Below are 1,356 nucleotides of genomic sequence, written 5' to 3'. Positions count from 1 at the left end.
CACACGGTATTGATGGTATTAAAAGACGAAGAACCAAAGCCATCTATGACACCACCTTTAAACTTAACGCTGTACAACAAGTTCTTCTTGGCAAATCTTTGACACAGCTTGCCATAGAGCTTAATCTACCACAACCTGCTTTACTGTCAAACTGGTTAAAGTCCTATCAAAGCTTTGGTATAATGGGACTTACTCCCAAACCCAAAGGCAGAAAAGCAATGCCAAACAAACACAATACCAATAAAGACAAAACAACCAAAAACAAATCAACAAGCAAAACCAAGCCACAAGATGATGACTATGCCAAACTTCTAAAACGCCTAGCATACTTAGAAGCAGAAAACGACTACCTAAAAAAGCTCGATGCCTTAATTCGTCAAAAGGAACAATCAAAGAACAAGTCCTGATTGTTCAAGAATTAAGGCATAAACACCCTCTAAAAGATTTGTTGGTAATCTCAAACCTGCCAAGAAGTGTGTTTTATTACCACATTCGTCAAAGTACAAAGCCTGACAAAGACCAATTCCTAAAAGAACGCATTAACCACATCTACCATAAGCACAAAGGCAGATATGGGTATCGTAGAATTACCTTAGAACTCAACCATCAGCTTAACAATCAAAATCTTGTCATCAACCACAAAAGAGTGCAACCTTAATGCAAGCAATGGGCTTGAAATCCAAAATCAGACAACGAAAATACAAAGCCTACTCCTCTTATCAAGGGGAACACCAAGACAAGATTAAAGACAATGTCCTACAAAGAGACTTTAAAGCCACAAGACCCAATCAAAAATGGTCAACTGATGTAACAGAGTTTAAGGTGCAAGATGAGGCACAAAATGGCATAATCACAGAGAAAAAACTGTATCTATCGCCCATCATAGACTTGTTTAATGGCGAGATTGTCAGTTATGCTCTCAATGAACGACCTACTTATGACTTGGTTAATGAGATGTTAAGTAATGCTTTATCTAAACTAAGACCTAATGAAACACCCATCATTCATTCAGACAGAGGCATACACTACCAACAGTATCATTATCAACAAACTTTAAAGGAACAAGGCTTAATCCAAAGTATGTCAAGAAAGGGTAATTGTCTTGATAATGCAGTCATTGAAAGTTTCTTTGGGACACTCAAACAGGAAATCTTTTATGAACAAACCACTTTCACATCCATCAATGAGCTTAAAACAACGATTGATGAGTACATTCATTATTACAATTATAATAGAATAAAGACCAAACTAAAAGGACTAAGTCCTGTCAGATACAGAAGCTTAGTCCTTGGTCAAACCACTTAGCTTTATCAACCTAACCTTTAATCTTGTGTCTAAGATTTGGGGGTCGGTTCA

2 protein-coding genes and 1 pseudogene are annotated in these 1,356 nt (G+C 37.0%); all 3 read left to right on the top strand.

Annotated elements, in window-relative coordinates; all coding sequences use genetic code 11:
• The coding region (locus tag BW928_RS11210; RefSeq protein WP_076556281.1) for a helix-turn-helix domain-containing protein at positions 1-407 on the top strand (407 nt) is incomplete at its 5' end.
• A 68-nt stretch (positions 408-475) separates the two neighbouring features.
• Positions 476-658, top strand: coding sequence for an IS3 family transposase (locus tag BW928_RS12270; protein WP_158078467.1), 183 nt, complete (start codon positions 476-478; stop codon positions 656-658).
• Positions 655-1,305 (top strand): annotated as a pseudogene (locus BW928_RS11200) (IS3 family transposase); the annotation flags it as partial. The gene BW928_RS12270 and the pseudogene BW928_RS11200, both read left to right, overlap by 4 nt.
• Between the last annotated feature and the right edge of the window lie 51 nt (positions 1,306-1,356).

It is taken from the genome of Moraxella cuniculi DSM 21768, from assembly GCF_900156515.1.
In the GTDB taxonomy this organism is placed as follows: domain Bacteria; phylum Pseudomonadota; class Gammaproteobacteria; order Pseudomonadales; family Moraxellaceae; genus Moraxella; species Moraxella cuniculi.
The sequence above is the reverse complement of the archived record's forward strand: the minus strand, read 5'-3'. Positions and strand labels throughout refer to the sequence as shown.